21 protein-coding genes are annotated in these 17,890 nt (G+C 62.4%); 11 read left to right on the forward strand and 10 right to left on the reverse strand.

From position 1 onward, the window contains the following. The first annotated feature begins 58 nt into the window (after positions 1–58). Positions 59–2,236 (forward strand): transglycosylase domain-containing protein, encoded by a 2,178-nt coding sequence (locus ACRANW_RS07395; protein WP_479431185.1) that lies wholly within the window; start codon positions 59–61, stop codon positions 2,234–2,236. Here the strand turns inward: ACRANW_RS07395 and ACRANW_RS07400 are convergent. Genes ACRANW_RS07400 through pyrE form a run of 10 tightly spaced genes read right to left on the reverse strand, consistent with a single transcriptional unit; the run spans position 2,233 to position 8,825 of the window. After that, positions 2,233–2,625 (reverse strand): PaaI family thioesterase, encoded by a 393-nt coding sequence (locus ACRANW_RS07400; RefSeq protein WP_479431186.1) that lies wholly within the window; start codon positions 2,623–2,625, stop codon positions 2,233–2,235. The two genes, ACRANW_RS07395 and ACRANW_RS07400, sit on opposite strands and share 4 nt — an antisense overlap. After that, entirely contained in the window at positions 2,618–3,097 is a 480-nt protein-coding gene (locus ACRANW_RS07405; protein WP_479431187.1) for a PaaI family thioesterase, read from the reverse strand. The genes ACRANW_RS07400 and ACRANW_RS07405 overlap by 8 nt, the downstream gene beginning before the upstream one ends. A 55-nt stretch (positions 3,098–3,152) precedes the next feature. Then, entirely contained in the window at positions 3,153–3,641 is a 489-nt protein-coding gene (gene ruvX, locus ACRANW_RS07410; RefSeq protein ID WP_479431188.1) for a Holliday junction resolvase RuvX, read from the reverse strand. Further along, positions 3,638–4,780, reverse strand: coding sequence for a DUF3089 domain-containing protein (locus ACRANW_RS07415; protein ID WP_479431189.1), 1,143 nt, complete (start codon positions 4,778–4,780; stop codon positions 3,638–3,640). The genes ruvX and ACRANW_RS07415 overlap by 4 nt, the downstream gene beginning before the upstream one ends. 20 nt (positions 4,781–4,800) lie before the next feature. Next, a complete protein-coding gene (lepB, locus tag ACRANW_RS07420; RefSeq protein WP_479431190.1) occupies positions 4,801–5,730 on the reverse strand; it encodes a signal peptidase I in 930 nt (309 codons plus the stop codon). Then, a complete protein-coding gene (gene acpS / locus ACRANW_RS07425) occupies positions 5,727–6,128 on the reverse strand; it encodes a holo-ACP synthase (protein ID WP_479431191.1) in 402 nt (133 codons plus the stop codon). The genes lepB and acpS overlap by 4 nt, the downstream gene beginning before the upstream one ends. Continuing rightward, entirely contained in the window at positions 6,125–6,409 is a 285-nt protein-coding gene (locus ACRANW_RS07430) for a pyridoxal phosphate biosynthetic protein (RefSeq protein ID WP_479431192.1), read from the reverse strand. Before ACRANW_RS07430 ends, acpS begins: the two co-directional genes overlap by 4 nt. A 2-nt stretch (positions 6,410–6,411) precedes the next feature. Beyond that, entirely contained in the window at positions 6,412–7,167 is a 756-nt protein-coding gene (locus tag ACRANW_RS07435) for a pyridoxine 5'-phosphate synthase (RefSeq protein ID WP_479431193.1), read from the reverse strand. Beyond that, entirely contained in the window at positions 7,164–8,237 is a 1,074-nt protein-coding gene (locus ACRANW_RS07440) for a serine hydrolase domain-containing protein (RefSeq protein ID WP_479431194.1), read from the reverse strand. Before ACRANW_RS07440 ends, ACRANW_RS07435 begins: the two co-directional genes overlap by 4 nt. A gap of 6 nt (positions 8,238–8,243) precedes the next feature. After that, entirely contained in the window at positions 8,244–8,825 is a 582-nt protein-coding gene (gene pyrE / locus ACRANW_RS07445; RefSeq protein WP_479433888.1) for an orotate phosphoribosyltransferase, read from the reverse strand. Positions 8,826–9,048: 223 nt separating this feature from the next. Here pyrE and coxB point away from each other — a divergent pair, with 223 nt between their 5' ends. The 10 genes from coxB to ACRANW_RS07495 all read left to right on the forward strand — a co-directional run bounded on the left by coxB (position 9,049) and on the right by ACRANW_RS07495 (position 17,812). After that, positions 9,049–10,116 carry a cytochrome c oxidase subunit II gene (gene coxB, locus ACRANW_RS07450; RefSeq protein ID WP_479431195.1) on the forward strand — a complete coding sequence of 356 codons (1,068 nt, stop codon included), beginning with the start codon at positions 9,049–9,051 and terminating at the stop codon, positions 10,114–10,116. A gap of 37 nt (positions 10,117–10,153) precedes the next feature. Next, a complete protein-coding gene (gene ctaD / locus ACRANW_RS07455; protein WP_479431196.1) occupies positions 10,154–11,866 on the forward strand; it encodes a cytochrome c oxidase subunit I in 1,713 nt (570 codons plus the stop codon). A gap of 97 nt (positions 11,867–11,963) precedes the next feature. Then, a complete protein-coding gene (locus tag ACRANW_RS07460) occupies positions 11,964–12,908 on the forward strand; it encodes a heme o synthase (protein WP_479431197.1) in 945 nt (314 codons plus the stop codon). Then, a complete protein-coding gene (locus ACRANW_RS07465) occupies positions 12,905–13,036 on the forward strand; it encodes a hypothetical protein (protein WP_479431198.1) in 132 nt (43 codons plus the stop codon). The genes ACRANW_RS07460 and ACRANW_RS07465 overlap by 4 nt, the downstream gene beginning before the upstream one ends. Further along, a complete protein-coding gene (locus ACRANW_RS07470) occupies positions 13,036–13,635 on the forward strand; it encodes a cytochrome c oxidase assembly protein (RefSeq protein WP_479431199.1) in 600 nt (199 codons plus the stop codon). Before ACRANW_RS07465 ends, ACRANW_RS07470 begins: the two co-directional genes overlap by 1 nt. 35 nt (positions 13,636–13,670) lie before the next feature. Continuing rightward, complete coding sequence (locus ACRANW_RS07475; RefSeq protein ID WP_479431200.1) at positions 13,671–14,540, forward strand: cytochrome c oxidase subunit 3; 870 nt, start codon at positions 13,671–13,673, stop codon at positions 14,538–14,540. Beyond that, entirely contained in the window at positions 14,540–14,914 is a 375-nt protein-coding gene (locus ACRANW_RS07480; protein ID WP_479431201.1) for a DUF983 domain-containing protein, read from the forward strand. Before ACRANW_RS07475 ends, ACRANW_RS07480 begins: the two co-directional genes overlap by 1 nt. Beyond that, positions 14,911–15,480 (forward strand): SURF1 family protein, encoded by a 570-nt coding sequence (locus ACRANW_RS07485; protein ID WP_479431202.1) that lies wholly within the window; start codon positions 14,911–14,913, stop codon positions 15,478–15,480. Before ACRANW_RS07480 ends, ACRANW_RS07485 begins: the two co-directional genes overlap by 4 nt. 11 nt (positions 15,481–15,491) lie before the next feature. Continuing rightward, positions 15,492–16,916: a threonine synthase gene (gene thrC, locus ACRANW_RS07490; RefSeq protein WP_479431203.1), complete on the forward strand. Its 1,425-nt coding sequence runs from the start codon at positions 15,492–15,494 to the stop codon at positions 16,914–16,916. Beyond that, positions 16,916–17,812, forward strand: a complete 897-nt coding sequence (locus ACRANW_RS07495) for an RsmD family RNA methyltransferase (protein WP_479431204.1) — start codon at positions 16,916–16,918, stop codon at positions 17,810–17,812. Before thrC ends, ACRANW_RS07495 begins: the two co-directional genes overlap by 1 nt. The last annotated feature ends 78 nt before the right edge of the window (positions 17,813–17,890 follow it).

Genomic DNA, 17,890 nt, shown 5'->3' on the forward strand with positions numbered 1-17,890 from the left:
CAGCGAGCATCCTTGACCTTGCTACCAAGTGTCTTAGGCTGGTAATACGGTTGCCATCATGGCTCTGTTTGATCGATTCTGGAAAGGCTCACGCACCGGTGACGGAGCCGCCGGCGACGCGTCGCCAGGCGGGTTCTACCCGCTTTACGAATCGAGCCGCCCACTCGACGATGACGACATCGCGCGCCCCCGCGCAGCGCGAACGCCGGATTTCGACGCATGGGACGCGCAGCTTGGCCAGATCGACGACGCGCTTGAAGCGACGGAAAAGCGCCGCTTCCGGTGGTGGCAGCGCGATTACTGGCGTTCGCGCTCCAAATTGTGGTGGACGGGGCGCGGGGTCATGGCGTCAGCGGCGGTGCTTGCACTGTTGATCGGATGGCTCACCTTCACTGCGCCGCTGTCCAAAAGCCTTGAACCCATTGCTCCGCCGCAGGTCACGTTGCTGGCCAGCGATGGCACGCCGATTGCACGGCAGGGCGCCGTCGTTGAGGCTCCAGTCAAGGTCGCCGATCTGCCGCCTCACGTGGTCGAGGCTTTCATCGCCATCGAAGATCGGCGGTTCTATTCGCATTGGGGCGTCGATCCGCGCGGCATCGCACGGGCGGCATGGACGGGTTATGGCGGCGGATCGACCATCACGCAGCAGCTGGCCAAGTTCACCTTTCTGACGCCCGAACAATCGCTCACCCGCAAGGCACGAGAAGCCTTGATCGCGGTATGGTTGGAGACATGGCTGACCAAGGACGAAATCCTCGAACGCTACCTTTCCAACGCCTATTTCGGCGACAACCAGTATGGCCTTCGGGCAGCGTCCCTGCACTATTTTTACCGCCAGCCCGAAAAGCTGCGTCCCGAACAGGCCGCGATGCTGGCCGGCTTGCTGCAGGCACCGTCACGCTATGCGCCCACGAAGCATTACGACAGGGCCAAGAAGCGAATGGAGCTGGTGATCCAGTCGATGGTCGATGTCGGCTATCTGACCGCCGCCGAGGCTGCTGCCTTGCCCGATCCGCGCATCGACGTGCGCAACCGCGGTGATAACCTGCCGACCGGCACCTACTTCGCGGATTGGGCTTTGCCGCTGGCGCGCGAGGGCATGGAGGCAAGCTATTCGCGTGAAGTGTTCACCACCACGCTCGATTCGCGCCTTCAGGCGCTTGCCGGCCGGATCGTTGCCCGTGCGCCCCTGGGCGGCGCGCAGGTGGCGCTGGTGGCGATGCGGCGCAATGGCGAAGTGGTCGCGATGGTCGGTGGGCGCGATTACAGCACGTCGCCCTTCAACCGGGTGACGCAGGCCCGCCGCCAGCCGGGATCGACGTTCAAGACCTTTGTGTATCTTGCCGCGCTGGAAGCCGGGTGGGAGCCGGATGATACGATCCCCAACACGCCGATCACGCAAGGCAGCTATCGCCCCAAGAACGGACGGGAACGATATTCCGAACAGATCACGCTTGAAGATGCCTTCGCACAATCGAGCAATGTCGCAGCTGTCCGCCTGTTTCAGGCGGTGGGCAGCGAAAAGGTGATCCGCACCGCGCGGGCCCTAGGCATCACGGCGCCGATGACCGAGGGCGACCCCAGCCTTGCCCTTGGCACCTCATCACTGACTTTGATGGAGTTGACGGCCGCTTATGCCGGGATCGCGGCGAATGACTATCCGGTCGAGCCTCATGCGTTCGCGCGCGGCGAGCAGAGCTGGTGGGAATGGCTGACGACGGCCAAGGATTCCATGTCGTCGGGCACGCACGAGGACTTGGAGGATATGCTGCGTGCGGCGATCAACCGGGGCACGGGGCGCAACGCGGTGTTGCCAATCGCCAATTACGGCAAGACCGGCACGACCCAGGATTACCGTGATGCGCTGTTCGTGGGCTATGCGGGCGATCTGGTGGTGGGCGTGTGGGTCGGTAATGATGACAACACCCCGCTGGGTGGTGTCACGGGCGGCAGCACGCCCGCGCGCATCTGGCGCGATTTCATGCGCGGCGCGCTGCGGATCGAGGCTGCGCCTGCGCCAAAGGCGGACACCTCGCCCGATCCCGAAGGTCCGGTGCAGCCACTCGATGTTCTGGAAGGCGAAGAAATCCCGCTGGGTCAGGACGGGGCGACGCTTACAATCGAGAGTGACGGGGTGATCCTGCGGCAGGAAGGCGTGCCGGTTGAAATGCGGTTGGGCGAAGGGGGGCTGGTGGTTCAGCCAGCACCAACCCCTGCGCCGGCGTCCCCGCCTTAAACCATCAGGATGTTCATGACGGCGGTCGCGATTGGACGGCTGCGGTCATCCTGCCACGCTTCGACCGCGACATTGGCGTTGCGCCGCCCCAGCCGGGTGATGCGGCCCAGTGCAAAAGTGGGTTTCGCTTTGCCTGCAGCGAGATATTGCACGGTTATGTTGATCGGCTTCAATTGCGGATCGCGCCCGGCGGCGAGCAAAGCCGTTCGCAGCGCAGCGTAGCCTGCGTTTTCCAGCAAACCGGCTGTCGCGCCGCCGTGGAAATGCTGCGGACGCCCTTCCACCGTGGGTCCGAAATCAACGGACAGCACCGGCATTCCGGCGTCCTCTCCGGTCATCGCGATGCCGAGCGAGCGGGCATAGGCGGGCAGTTCCAACCGGTCAGCCATTTGCTTCGCCTTTCAGGGCCGGGTTGCCGGCGCGTGGATCGGCCCCGATGGTCATGAACACGCCGGCGACATGGGCCACCGGATCATCGGGATCGCCATCATGCGCGATGCCGCGCACAAAGGCAGCGGATCGCGTGCGGCGGTAGCATTCGACCCGGCCGCGCACGCTGGCGCGTTCGCGGGCAGCCCGCTGGTAATCGACGCGCAGGTCGAGCGTTGCCACGGGCGTGAAATGGCCACTGGCCTGCCAGATCGCCATGCCGCTTGCCATGTCCATCAGGCTGATGATTGGGCCCGAGGCAAGCACCGGGCGGCTGGCTTCGCCCAGCAGGTCTTCACGCCACGGCAGTTCCAGCTCGACCCAGTTGTCGCCCTGATCGGCATATTTGAGGCCGAGCCAGCCGGTATGGCCGTGGCTGAAAAACCATTTCGATGCTTCGCGTGCATCGAAGCGGGCAGGGGGTGTGTTCATGCTGCGCGCCATAGGGGCGGGCGCTGCTGCCTTGCAACGGAGATTTTCGCCGGTTCTAAAGCACGCCGCCAGCCAGCCGGTCGATCGCGCCTTGCAGGATGATGGCGGCGGCGTGGGCATCAATGGCGGCGGCACGCCTGGCGCGGCTCATGTCCTGTCCGATCATGGCCGCTTCGGCAGCCTGCGTGGACCACCGTTCGTCCCACAACAGGATGGGCAGGACGAACGCGTCGGCACAATTGCGGGCATAGGCGCGGCTTGCTTGCGCGCGCGGCCCTTCCGAGCCGTCCATGTTGCGGGGCAGACCAAGGACGATGCCCTTGATGCTGCGGCTCTTGATCAACGCCGCAAGAGTTTCCCGGTCGCGGCCCCATTTGCCGCGCTGGATCGTGATTCCGTTGGTCGCAAACCGCCAGCCGCCATCGCAGGTTGCCGTGCCCAATGTCTTGGTGCCAAGATCAAGGCCCAGCAACACGCCGCCTTCACCCAGTGCATCCACAAAGCCGCGCGCGTCCTCGAAAATCAACGCGCCCACGGGGCTCAACGGGCGCTCCATGCCTCGGCCCGGCGGATCACGTCAGCCTTGGTGTTGGCCCAGAACAACGGCAGATCATAGACGTGGTAGTTATTGCCCGGCAGCACGTAGGAGCCCATTTCAGGCGGCGGGCCGATCAACAGCAGTCCGCGGGCATCGCAGCGCGCAGGCACCAGGCCTGGCATTAGCTCCCCGTTTTCCATGCTGTCTTCGGGCACCAGCGTGCCCAGATTGGCGCTGGCGGGTGCAGTGCCGCCAACAAGACCCGTCAGTGGGTTGGTGCACAGCATCGGAGTCTTGCCGGGCGCTTTGCCATCGAGCGCGCTCGCCTTGCCGTAAGCTTCCAGCACGGAAGAAGGGTCCGCAGGTTCGGCAAAGCTTGACCAGCTGATCAGGCAGCCGGCTTGGTCAGGCGCGAGGCACGGCGGAACACCGATAACGGGGAGGTCATGTTCGACCGAAACGGGCCAGCCGATGACATAGGCCGCCACCAGCCGCGTTGCGACGGGCGAGCCTTTGACCTCCTCGGCCAACAGCCGCTTGAGATGCAGCGCGCCTTGCGAATGGCCTGCCAGTACAATCGGCGTATCGGGCGCGACGCTGGTGAGGAAGAAGCGGAACGCCTCGCGCACATCGGAATAGGCTGCGTCGATCGCCTGCCTGCCTTCGGGTTGATCGGTCAGGAACGCGCCCATAGTCGCTTGCCGGTAGCGCGGCGCCCAGATTTCCGTGGCTGCGTTGAAGGGGCTCGCCATACCGCGAAGGTAAATCCGTGCGATCCGCTCGGCATCCGGATCGCCGCCGTCGTCCAGCGGGGCGTTCCATTGGGTGCGGTTGAGGTAGCTGGTGGGATGAACGAAGAAGACGGCAAAGGGTTGGGGTGGTTTGGCCACCACGGGCGATGGGACGTCCTCGCCGGCATAGGTCGGCTGCCAGCGTGCGGGATCGTTCACACCGATCCCAGGCCGCGAATACCATAGGGCAGTGTCTTCATAGGCGTTGGCTTCAAGCGGCCTGACCGGCGCGAAGGCGGCGGAGGGCACCAGGGCGATTTCCGCCAGTTCATCTTGAAACAGCTCGTACGCGATGCGCCCGCCAATCACCAGAACGATGCAGAAAGCGACGAAATAGAGAAACTTGCGAGCCATTCGTGTTTCGCTACCTTAAATTATGGGGCGCCAGTTTTGGCGTTCGCGTTGGTTCCGGCGCCTTCGGCCAAAGCGGGACGCAGCGTGGTCCAGGCGCGGTCACCGCGCAAGCTGGTAAACCAGCTCGCCGGGTTCCAGGTGGTCGATCCGTCAAGGCTGAAGGTGATGAACTCCGCGCGCCCACCGATATTGGCCATTGGCACCGGTCCGCCAAGCCCGTCGGCAATCGCCAGTGCACGGCTGTCAGCCGATAGATCGCGATTGTCACCCATCACGAAGACGCTGTCTTCGGGCACGGTAACCGGGCCATAATTGTCGAGATCCTGATCGCGGTAATCGATGGTGAGATAGGTCGCACCATTCGGCAGGGTCTCGCGCCAGGTTGGCGGATCGAAATAGAGCGCGCCATCAGGGCCGGTCTTGCGATAGGCTTCGAACGCCTGAAGGCAGGGTTGTTCACCGCTGTAACTGCTGCACATCAGTTCAGGCTCGAACGGCAGGCGGACGGACGGCACAACTTCGCGCGGGATCGCCTGGCCGTTCAAAATTATCTGCCCACCGCGAACTTCGATCGTGTCGCCCGGCAGCGCCACGACTCGCTTGATGTAATCGACATCCTGATCCGGATGGACGGGGATCACGACATCGCCATATTCCGGGGTCGATGGGAGCACGCGCCAGTTTGCGCGTGGCAGAATGTGGAAGCTGGCCGAGGCCCAGGACCAGCCATAGGGATACTTGCTCACCACCAGACGGTCACCCACCCAAAGACCCGGCATCATTGACGTTGAGGGAATGTAGAAAGGCTTGGCGACAAGGCTATGGAATGCCAGCACGGCAAGCAGCATCAGCCCGAGACCGCGGATTTCGGCAAGCCAATTGACCTTTTCAGAGGCGTTGCTGTCGGTCACGTGCGGGCTTTCGATGCGGGCCACAGGGGCGCTTGTCACACAGGGAGGGCTTCGATGATCACGAAGGCTTGCGCCCACGGGTGATCATCGGTGAGAGTGAGATGAATGCGCGCCTCATGGCCGTTCGGGATCATTTCTTCAAGCCGCAAAGCCGCGCCGCCGGTCAACGCCAGCGTGGGCGCGCCCGAGGGGGCGTTGACCACGCCAATATCCTTCATGAACACGCCGCGCCGGAACCCGGTGCCGACCGCTTTGCTGAAGGCCTCCTTTGCGGCAAAGCGTTTGGCGTAGGTGCCGGCAATGGTGAAAGGCCGGCGCCGCGCCTTGGCGATTTCGGTGGGTGTGAACACGCGGTTCTCGAACCGCTCGCCATAACGGGCAAGCGAATTTGCGATCCGTTCGATATTGCAGAGGTCCGAACCCATCCCGATGATCATTTCAGCGCCTTCATACCGACAGCGACAAGCAAGATCAGCGCCGTGACGTGCAGCATTACCTGGCTTTTGAACAAGGGATGCGCAAAATCACCCTTGGCGATCCTCAGCGCGCCGACATATCCGAAAATCTGCAAGGTGATCCAGCCCACCGCAAACACCACCATCACCCGGGTGTTCAGCGCGAAACCCAGAAACCCGATGGCCACGAGGAAGAGCGCGGCCGCCGCAAACGCCCAGCGCTTCTGCGCGCCGGTCAGCGTGGGGAGATCCGGTTCGGTCATGCCTAGCGCGCGTCATCCATCAGTTCGCGCATCCGCCGGATCGCGTTTTCAAGGCCGACGAATACCGCTTCCCCGATCAGATAGTGCCCGATGTTGAGTTCTGCGATTTGCGGGATCGCGGCGATGGGCTGCACGTTTTCAAAGGTGAGGCCGTGGCCCGCGTGCGGCTCGATCCCGTTCTTGGCGGCGAGCGCGGCCATATCAGTGATGCGGCGCAGTTCGCGCTCAACCCGGTCACGGTCTCCATCAAGCATGGCATGGGCATATTCGCCCGTGTGGAATTCCACAACCGGCGCGCCCAGCCGAAGGGCCGCGTCCAATTGCCGCTCGTCCGCTTCGATAAACAATGACAGGCGGATGCCAGCACTGCGCAATTCTTCCGCAATCGGGGCAAGCGTGTTGTGCATCCCCGCCGCGTCAAGACCGCCTTCGGTGGTTCGCTCCTCGCGCTTTTCCGGCACGATGCAGGCGGCATGCGGCATATGCTTGAGCGCGATTTCGAGCATCTCGCGGGTCGCTGCCATTTCGAAGTTGAGCGGCAGATTGGTGGCCTGCTGGATGCGTGCCAGATCCTCGTCATGAATGTGACGACGGTCTTCGCGCAAATGGGCAGTGATGCCATCGCCGCCGACAGCGGCAACGATCTGCGCGGCACGCACGGGATCGGGATGATCCCCGCCGCGGGCATTGCGAATGGTGGCAACGTGATCAATGTTCACGCCGAGACGAAGCGGGCGCGGGTGGGGGGTCTGGTTCATGGTGTTCCTTGTGGACAGGCAGCAGCGGAAAGCAAATCGTATGAAAACCCGCGCCCCATCCATACCTCGCCAAAATCGAACGGTTTGGATTGCGAGAAGGCGACCACTGCCATCTCGTTGTCAGGCAGGATGAAATTGCGCAGTTCGATTGCGCCGATTTCCCCGCGCCGTTCGACAATCCGTACCGGCGCTGCGCAGCCTTCGAGCGGTGCTGTGAACACCCATTGGCCCAGCGCCATGAAGCCCAGCGCAGGATCGCCGCTCCACATTTCCGCCAAGGCTTCCGGGCCGAGCAGTTCTCCGCGCATCAGGGCATTGTCGATAGCAAGAATATCGTCGGGTTTGCCATAAAGGGCTGCCGAGGCGCCGAACGTGGCAAGATCAATCTCCGGTTCGCGCAGGCCATCGATCGTGCCCCAGCGGGTAAACGGCTCTCCTGGGTAAGCGCCGGCGTATTCCAATCCGAGCGGTCCTGCGATGTCGCGCAGGAACAGTTTGTCCCAGCCAAGCCCCGCTACCGCTTCCAGAACCGCGCCCAGCACCATGTAGTCGCAGTTGTTATAGGCCCAGTTGCCAGCGGGCGCGGATGTGCCGGGGCCGGCACAAAAGCCGGTGATGGGATCGCGGCTGCCCGAAAAATCGGTGGAATAGAAGGCGCCGTCATCAGTTTCGGGATTGGGCAAGCCAGCGCGGTGCTGAAGAAGATTGCGGACCGTCGCGGAGCCTGCATTGGGCGATCGAAAGGCGGGAAGATAGGTTGCGATGGGGGCATCCAGGTCAATCACGCCGCGTTGAGCCTGCTGCATCACAAGGATCGCCACGATCTGCTTGGTGATCGAGGCCCAGCGCCAGGTCAGCCCATCATCGCTGCCGCGATAGGCCTGCGGCAATGCGCCAACGTGGCGGAAGCGCGGTGGCTGTGCGGCATCGATTCTGGTCGAAATCGCAATGTCGCCATCAAACTTGGCGTCTGCGATCACAGTCCGCACTCTGTCTTCGGAAAAATCGTCCGGTGCCGCGGCCCAAGCGGGAGTGGCCAAGGCAAGGAGTGCAACGGCAATGCGGATCATGCTGTGCTATTCCTTGCGGCTGCCGGGCTTCGTCACTTCTACGCGCTTCAAACCGTCAGGGATGTCGTTTTCGGCATAGGTCGGAAAATCAATGGCGAGCAGCGGGTAGAAGGGCACGCCCAGATCGACCGAGCCGCAAGATCGGTCGATTATGGCGCATTCAGCGATGACGTGACCGCCCTCGCGCGCAACTGCTGCAATGGCTTCGCGGCTCGAAAGGCCGGTGGTGACGACATCCTCCACCATCAGCACCGTGGCCCCTTTTGCTAGTGCAAAGCCGCGGCGCAGGTGGAATACACCGTCGGGCCGTTCGAGGAACAGCGCATCCTTGCCGAGCGCACGTCCGACTTCGTGGCCGATGATGATTCCGCCCATCGCCGGAGAGACAACAAGGTCAACCTGATCAAGCACTTCCGCCGGGATGCCAGCCACCACCGCGTGCGCCAATCGGGCAGCGCGGGCAGGGTTCATCAATACTCTGGCGCATTGGAGGTAGTGGCCGCTATGCCGACCGGAAGAGAGCTTGAAATGGCCCTCCAGTAACGCTCCAGAATGGCGGAATTCGGCCAGAACCTCGTCTTGTGTCACGTGCAAAAACCCCCAGAAAACATGAAAGAAAGCGCCGACTTGCGCCTCAGACATGGCGCCTTGCATAATTTTCTCCCTAGAAGCGCTTGAGGCCCTCGGCAAGCAGGGCTAAAGGCAGGATCGAAGCCAACCCTAAGGTTAGGCGAACGCAGTCTGAAGCGGGTCTACATAGACCAAGCGACGGGCTGTATGGGATCAGATTAGAACCACTTGGACACATGTGATGGGTCAGAACACCCGTATGAAAAAAGTATTCCTGACGGCACTTGCTGCCGGTCTCGCGGCTTTCGCACCGCTAAGCGTAGCGGCGCAGGATGTGGCTGCGCCGGCACCTGTTGCAACGGAAGCCGGTCAGGTCGAAGGCGCGCAGACCGCGCCGGGTGCAGAGGCTGGAGCGGGCAATCTTACGCCTGCCGAAGCGTCGGTCGCACCTGCCGCCGAAGGCGCCTACACGCCGATGGCTCCGACCAAGGGCAAAGGCATGCCAACTTCCTATGAGGACGGCGCGCTCCAGAGCATGACGTTCCAGGATCAGTATTCCGAAAACGGCAAGTATGCCCAGTGGATGCATGATGCGATCCTGATGCCGGTAATCACGGCCATCAGCGTGCTGGTGTTGGGTCTGCTGCTGTACGTGGTGTTCCGGTTCAATCGCCGCCGCAATCCGGTCGCGTCGCGGACTACGCACAACACGGCGATCGAAGTCGTCTGGACGATTCTCCCGGTCATCATTCTGGTGATCATCGCAGTGCCTTCTATCACGTTGTTGGCCCGCCAGTACGAAACGCCGCCGGCTGATGCCGTCACGATCAAGGCGACGGGCTATCAGTGGTATTGGGGTTACAACTATCCCGATCACGGCGACTTCGAAGTGATTTCGAACATGCTGGACGAAGGCGAAGCTGTGCGCCGGGGGGAACCGGGGCAACTTGCCGTGGACAACCGCATGGTTGTGCCTGCAGGCGTGCCGCTGCGCATTCAGACCACCGGAAGCGATGTGATTCATGCTTTCGCCGTGCCGTCATTGTGGTTCAAGATGGACGCCGTGCCGGGCCGTCTGAACGAAAAGATGCTGACCATCCCTGAACCGGGCGTTTATTACGGCCAGTGTTCGGAACTGTGCGGCGCGCGGCACGCTTATATGCCGATCGCTGTTGAAGCGCTCCCCCCGGCAGAGTTTGCCGTTTGGGTGAGGGAGCAGGGCGGCACGATGCCGGGTGAAGACGCGGCTCCTGCCGCTCCCGAACCCACCGCCGACGCTGCTGTTGCCGATCTGGCTTCAGCGCGCTGATATTGAACAAGACACAGAAGCAGAAGAGTAGCTGACCATGGCAACCACCGCAGAAGGCTTCGACATCCATCAGGATCATGGGCACGATGCCCACGATCACGCGGATCACAAGCCGGGCTTTTTCGCCCGTTGGTTCATGTCGACCAATCACAAGGACATCGGCACGATGTACCTGATCTTTGCGGTCATCGCAGGGATTGTGGGTGGCGCAATTTCGGGGATCATGCGGGTCGAGCTCGCCGAGCCTGGCATCCAGTACCTTCAGTGGTGGGCGCAGTTCATGGGCGGTGCCAATGATCTGAACACCGCGCTGCATATGTGGAATGTGTTCATCACGGCGCACGGCCTGATCATGGTGTTCTTCATGGTGATGCCGGCGATGATCGGTGGCTTTGGCAACTGGTTCGTGCCGCTGATGATCGGCGCGCCCGACATGGCGTTCCCGCGCATGAACAATGTCAGTTTCTGGCTGACGGTTGCCGGTTTCTTCAGCCTGCTCTTCTCGCTCTTTGTGCCCGGTGGCACGGGTCCTGGTGCAGGTACGGGTTGGACGGTCTATGCCCCGCTTTCGACCAGCGGATCGGTTGGTCCGGCGGTTGATTTCGCGATCTTCTCGCTGCACCTTGCAGGCGCAGGCTCGATCTTGGGGGCGACCAATTTCATCACAACGATCTTCAACATGCGTGCGCCGGGGATGACCCTGCACAAGATGCCGTTGTTCGTGTGGTCGGTGCTGGTGACAGCGTTCCTGTTGTTGTTGGCGCTGCCGGTTTTGGCCGCTGCGATCACCATGCTGTTGACCGATCGCAACTTCGGCACGACCTTCTTCAATGCGGCCGGCGGCGGTGATCCGGTGCTGTATCAGCATCTGTTCTGGTTTTTCGGTCACCCGGAAGTCTACATCATGATCTTGCCGGGCTTCGGCATGATTTCGCAGATCATTGCAACCTTCTCGAAGAAGCCCGTGTTCGGCTACCTCGGCATGGCCTATGCGATGGTTGCGATTGGCGTGGTCGGCTTCATCGTCTGGGCGCACCACATGTACACCGTGGGTCTCGACGTGAATACGAAGATGTACTTCACGGCAGCCACTATGGTCATCGCGGTGCCAACCGGTGTGAAGATCTTCAGCTGGATCGCGACGATGTGGGGCGGCAGCCTCAGCTTCAAGTCGCCGATGGTTTGGTCGATGGGCTTCATCTTCCTGTTCACCGTGGGCGGCGTGACCGGCGTGGTGTTGGCCAATGGCGGGATCGACGATAACTTGCACGACACCTACTATGTGGTCGCACACTTCCACTACGTGCTGTCGATGGGCGCTGTTTTCTCGATGTTCGCTGGCTTCTACTACTGGTTCCCGAAGATGAGCGGCCGGATGCACTCCGAACTGCTCAGCCATATCCACTTCTGGACCTTCTTTGTCGGCGTGAACGTGATCTTCTTCCCGCAGCATTTCCTTGGGATGCAGGGGATGCCGCGTCGCTACCCCGATTACGCGGAAGCCTTCACCTTCTGGCATCAGGTCAGCACCTACGGGTACTACATCATGGCCGGTTCGATGGTGTTCTTCTTCGTCAACATCGCTTACGCGCTGCTGGCCGGCAAGAAGGCCGCAGCCAATCCGTGGGGCGAAGGCGCGACGACGCTGGAATGGACCTTGCCAAGCCCGCCGCCCTATCACCAGTTCGAAACGCTGCCGGTGATCACCGACGCGCACGACTATCACGATCATCGTCCGGTCACGGCCTGATGGTGCCTCGTCGGCTAAGCTGATGACAGCCACGCCGCATAGACCGGACGAACACACAAGCGGGGGCGCGGCTTTGCAAGAGCCGCGCTCCTTGCCGATGGAAACCAAGACACACATGGCCTCAACCGCACCCCAGACCACAGCGATGCTGCCCACGGAATGGCGTGATTTCTTCACGCTGACCAAGCCGCGAGTGATGACGCTGGTGATCTTCACCGCGATCTGCGGCGTGCTCGCAGCGCCGGGGTCTATCCATCCGGTGTTGGGCTTTACCGCGATCCTCGCCATCGCGATGGGGGCAGGCGGTTCGGCCGCGCTCAATCACTGGTGGGAAGCCGATCTTGACGCAGGGATGAAACGCACGATGAACCGGCCGCTGCCCGGCGGCCGGATGCGGCGCGAAGATGCGCGCGATTTCGGGATTTTCCTATCGGCGGTGTCTGTGGGGATGATGGGCGTGGCGATTGGCTGGCTGGCGGCATCACTGCTGTTTGGCGCGATCATCTACTACGCGGTTATTTACACCATGTGGCTCAAGCCGCGCACACCGCAAAACATCGTGATCGGGGGCGGCGCGGGCGCGTTTCCGCCGCTGATCGGCTGGGTGGCTGTGACGGGTGAGATCACCGCCATGCCGATCCTGCTGTTCGCGATTATCTTCTTCTGGACGCCCCCGCATTTCTGGGCGCTCGCGCTGTTCGTAAAGTCTGATTACGCCAAAGTTGGTATCCCGATGCTGCCGGTGGTTGCAGGTGAAAAGGTGACGCGCCGCCAGATCATGATCTACACGCTGCTGCTCACCCCCATCGCGATTGCGCCGTGGTACATTGGTGGGACAGGCTGGATCTATGGTTCGGTTGCCGTGGTGCTTTCGGCGCTGTTCGTTGTTCTGGCTCTTCCAGTTGCAACCCGAACCCGCGCTGATGTGGATGCCATGACGCCCGAGAAGGCGTTGTTCAAATACTCGATCGTCTATCTCTTCGTGCTGTTCGCTGCGTTGGTGGCCGATCGTGTCGCCGCCTATCAGGGACTGATCACATGACGCCGCAGGAAGAACGCGAATTTCTCCGCCGCCGCAAGGCCCGCAACTGGGTTGTGGCCGGTGCGCTGCTGTTCTTTGTGGTGCTGTTCTACGCCATCACCATCGTGCGCATCGGAGACCCCGGCTGATGGCCACAATGCCGCCTGTTTCGGACGATGCCGCCCGCCGCAATCTGCGGGTTGGGCTGCTGGCGTTCGCGGGCGCACTGGCGATGCTGGGGCTGGGCTATGCCTCGGTCCCGCTGTACCGGCTTTTTTGTCAGGTCACAGGCTTTGGTGGCACCACGATGGTTGCCAGCGAAAGCCAGGCGGCCCGCGCGGCGTCACTTGCGACTGGCGAGACCATCTCGATCCGCTTTGATGGCTCGGTCCCCGCAAATATGCCGTGGACGTTCCAACCCAGTCAGCCAACCGACACCATCGCCATTGGGGAGCGCGATATTGCGACCTATGTCGCCCGCAACAACAGCGATCAGCCGATCACCGGCATGGCGACGTTCAACGTGACGCCGGAGCAGGCAGGCAAGTATTTCAACAAGATCCAGTGCTTCTGCTTCACGCAGCAGACTTTGCAGCCGGGGCAGGAAGTGACCATGCCGGTGCTGTACTATGTCGATCCGGCAATGCTGGATGATCCGAACATGGCGGGCGTGGAGCAGATCACGCTCAGCTACACTTTCCACCGCGCACAAGACCCGGTAACCCCGACCAGTCCGCGCACCAATTGAACCTTTGACGCAAAACCCAGGGACGGGAACGACCAATGGCTGGCAAAGTAAACCACGATTATCATATTCTTGAGCCCGATATCTGGCCGCTGGTCGGTTCGGCTTCGGCGCTGACCTTCACCAGCGGGATGGTGCTCAGCTTCCACCCTGATCTGTTCGGCAGTGCAGCCAGCATCGTGATGTGGGCCGGCCTTGCGGGCCTAATCGCCACCTTCTTCATGTGGTTCAAGAACATCGTGGTCGAGGCCGAGCGCGGCGATCACACCCCGGTGGTGCAGCTCCACATGCGCTATGGCATGATCCTGTTCATCGCGTCTGAAGTGATGTTCTTCGTCGGCTGGTTCTGGAGCTTCTTCGATTTTGCGCTGTTCCCGACCGCGCTGACCTATGACGAGGCGACCGGCGCCACCACCAGCCTGTTTGGCGAAGCGGGCGCGGTAGCAGCCTTCATTCCCGCAGGTCTCGAAGTGCTCGATCCTTTCGCGCTGCCGCTGCTCAACACGCTGATCCTGCTGTGTTCGGGTACGACGGTGACGTGGGCGCATCACTCGCTGATCCACGGCGACCGCGTAGGGCTCAAGCAGGGTCTGTGGGCCACCATCGCGCTTGGCGTGCTGTTCAGCGGGATTCAGGCATACGAATATGCGGCGGCGCCGTTCGGCTTTGGCGGCAACACCTATTCTTCGGCCTTCTACATGGCGACCGGCTTCCACGGCTTCCACGTTGTGATCGGCACAATCTTCCTCGGTGTCTGTCTTTACCGCGCCTATCTCGGCCACTTCACCCCGCGCCAGCATTTTGGCTTCGAAGCCGCTGCATGGTACTGGCACTTTGTCGACGTGGTGTGGCTGTTCCTGTTCGTCACCATCTACGTGTGGGGCGGGTGGGGCGCTGATTACCACTGATGCTTCCGGGCGAAAGTCCGACGCAAAACAAAGGGCAGCCGGGACTTGTCTCGGCTGCCCTTTCCGGTTTGTGTCCCCGTTGCGGCGCCAGGACGCTGTTTGCGGCGCCGGCGGCGCTTGCCGATGAATGTCCCGCCTGCGGTCTGGACATCATCGCCTTGGAGCGCGGCGGGCGGTTTGTTGGCGTGGTAACGATGTTGCTGGCGCTGGTGCTGATTTTGGCCGCGATGGGTATGGACGAATGGCTGCGTCCTCCGCTGTGGTTGTCGCTGTTGATCTGGGCACCGCTCACTGTGGGCGCAGTGGTCAGCGGGCTGCGCTTGTACAAGACTATGTGGGTTTACCACCAATACGAGGAACGCCAGCAACCATGACCCGCCGTGTGCCGATCCTCGCCACCATCATCGTACTGGCGGCTGTGGCGACGATGATTGCGCTGGGCGTGTGGCAGCTCGGACGCAAGGCTGAGAAAGAGGCGCTGATCGCGCGTTATGAAACGGCGCTTGGCGACAGCACGGTTGTGCCCTGGCCGATGCCGGCAGAATATGAGCGCGATCTGTTCCGACGTACTACAGTCGATTGCCTGGACGTGCGCGGGATCGATCCGATTGGCGGCAAGTCTGCGACGGGCCGATCGGGCTGGGTGCACATCGCACGGTGTAGTCATGCCGGTGGCGGGGTTGCCGATGTCACAATTGGCTGGTCGCGTTCACCCGATTCGCCGCAATGGGCCGGCGGTCCGGTGACCGGACGCCTTGCCAATTATGGCGAGACCGTGCGCCTGGTGGCTGAAACCCCGCAGGCCGGCCTGGAACCTCTCGCCAAGCCTGATCCCGGCGATCTGCCCAACAATCACCTGGCTTACGCGGGGCAGTGGTTCTTCTTCGCGCTTACTGCCTTCATCATCTACGTGCTGGCATTACGGCGGCGGCGGGTTTAGGCGGCGTCCCCATGCAATACGTCTCGACACGAGGGCGCGCACCAGCGCTCGATTTCGAAGGGGTTACGCTGGCGGGCCTCGCCAGCGATGGCGGCCTGTATCTGCCCGCCACTTGGCCACGCTTCAGCGCGGCAGAGATCCGTGCAATGCGCGGTCTTTCCTATCCCGATCTCGCTGCGCGGATCATGGCGCCCTTCGTGACGCCCAGCCTGACCGAGGACGAGCTTCTGGCGCTGTGCCACACGGTCTATGGCGATTTCGGCCACGCGGTGGTCGCACCGCTGGTCCAGCTCGATCAGCAACACTGGCTGCTGGAGCTGTTCCACGGCCCCACGCTCGCCTTCAAGGACGTGGCACTGCAATTGCTGGGCCGACTGTTCGAGACGTTCCTTGAGCGCCGCGGCGAACGCCTGACCATCGTCGGTGCGACCAGCGGGGATACAGGCTCCGCCGCCATTCAGGCCGTCGCCGGGCTCGAGCGGGTCGAGATTTTCATGCTCCACCCCAAGGGCCGGGTGAGCGACGTGCAGCGCCGCCAGATGACCACGGTGCGTGCGCCAAACGTCCACAACCTCGCCATCGAAGGCAGCTTCGATGATGCGCAGGCCCATGTGAAGCGCATGTTCAACGATGATGACGTAACCGCCACGCTGAACCTCGGCGCGGTCAATTCGATCAACTGGGCGCGGCTGATGGCGCAGGTGGTCTATTACTTCGCCTCCGCGCTGCAACTCGGCGCGCCGGACCGCACGGTGGCTTACAGCGTGCCGACGGGCAATTTTGGCGATGTGTTCGCAGGCTATGTCGCAGCCCGGATGGGCTTGCCGATCGAGCGCCTGATCGTTGCCACCAATATCAACGACATCCTCCATCGCGCGCTGTCCAGCGGCGATTACTCGGCGGGCGGGGTGACGGCCACGATCACGCCTTCGATGGACATTCAGGTGTCGTCGAACTTTGAACGCCTGCTGTTTGATGCAGGCGGGCGTGATGGGGTGGCAATGGCTGCACAGATGCACGCCTTTGAAGCGACCAAGGCGATGCAACTCACCAACGCGCAGGCGACGAGCGCCGCGGGCCTGTTCATCAGCGCCCGTGCCGATCAAACCGAAACCGCTCGCGCACTGCAATGGGCCTATCGCGCTGCGGGGCAGGTGATTGATCCGCACACCGGCGTGGGCCTCCACGGTGCACAGGCGGTGGCGGCTCGCCTGCCAGCCGGCGTGCCGATTGTCACGCTCGCCACGGCGCATCCCGCCAAGTTCCCTGACGCTGTGGAACGTGCCATCGGCGTGCGGCCTTCGCTCCCTTCGCGGGTGGGTGATCTGTTCGGGCGCAAGGAAAGCTTTATCGAGCTGGCCGGTGATTACGCCACCTCTCGTGACCACGTGCTCGAAAATGCGGCGGGTGCATCGGTGGATATGGGCGCAGGGTAATGGCCGATCTCGTCCAGCAGCCGCTGGTGATGGAATGTGCCGGGTGGGATTCCTATCGCCTGCTAGATAGCGGCCTGGGACGCAAGTGGGAGGCATTTGGCCAGCGCAGCTTCATTCGCCCCGAACCCCAGGCCATGTGGCATCCGCGCCTGCCCGATTGGCCCGCTGCGGGTGAGTTTGTCCCCGGCTCTGACGAGGATGGCGGCGGACGCTGGCAGTTTCGCGAACGCCTGCCGGATGATGGCTGGCCTCTGGCATGGGATGAGGTTCGCTTCACTGTGCGGCCCACGCCGTTCCGGCACCTGCAATTCTTCCCTGATATGGCGCCGGTGTGGGAATGGATGCGCGCGCAACTGGATGGCATGACCGATGCCGAGACGCTGAACCTGTTTGGCTACACCGGTCTTGGCACACTGGCGCTGTCGCGGTTCGGGCGGGTGACGCATGTGGATGCCTCGAAGAAATCCGTGGCGCAGGCGCGGGAGAACGCGTCGCTCTCCCGGCTGGATGACCGCCCGATCCGGTGGCTCACCGACGATGCGGCGAAGTTCACCGCGCGCGAAGTGCGCCGGCAAAAGCGGTATGATGGGATTATCCTCGATCCGCCGAAGTTCGGACGCGGGCCCGACGGGGAAGTGTGGCGGCTTGAAGAACACCTGGCAGGTCTGGTCACTGATTGCGCCCGGCTGCTCGACAATGACAGCCGCTTCCTGTTCCTCACTGTCTATGCCGTGCGGATGAGCAGCCTTGCGATTGCGGGTCTGCTGGAGGAGGCACTGTCGCATCTGCCGGGCCGGATCGAACATGGCGACCTCGCCGTGCGCGAGGAAGGCACAAAGGAGAATGGCGGCGGCCGCCTGCTCCCCACCGCGATTTTTGCGCGCTGGAGCCGCTAGGCACAGGGCTGCACGACGTGGGGCAGGGCAGGGGGCGCGGCAGTGCTGGACTTGTGCGTCCCATCCTGTCAACGGCCT

This window comes from Erythrobacter sp. 'gip.4 top 5' (assembly GCF_056495765.1).